Origin of the sequence: Bacteroides sp. ET71 (assembly GCF_023336905.1) — a bacterium.
GTDB lineage: Bacteria > Bacteroidota > Bacteroidia > Bacteroidales > Bacteroidaceae > Bacteroides.
On sequence record NZ_JAMBLS010000179.1, the window covers coordinates 1 to 281 of the forward strand.

The following is a 281-nucleotide window of genomic DNA, read 5'->3' on the forward strand; positions in this document are numbered from 1 at the left end:
ACTTCCATACATATGAGTTTTATTGCTTGTCCTTTCTGTAATATTCACGTCCACGTATGTTTTTGTGGGTCAATGGAGCCGGGGAAGTCATGTCGGGCTGTACTTTCCCGTCCTCATCGGGAAGTAAATCCGCGTCTTCTCCCAGTTCAAGCACCTCGCGCAAGGCCTGATACCCGTATTGCAACTTCTGGTCCGCACATGCGCAAGCCGCAACCAGACGGTCGCGACCGTATTTTTTCTCCAACGTCAAGATACCCCGGCATGACCTGAACGCTTTTGGC

At 51.2% G+C, this 281-nt stretch carries 1 pseudogene; it reads right to left on the bottom strand.

Annotation, left to right across the window (positions count from 1 at the left end):
• Nucleotides 1-19 precede the first annotated feature (19 nt).
• Nucleotides 20-281 (bottom strand): annotated as a pseudogene (locus M3090_RS15770) (IS21 family transposase); the annotation flags it as partial.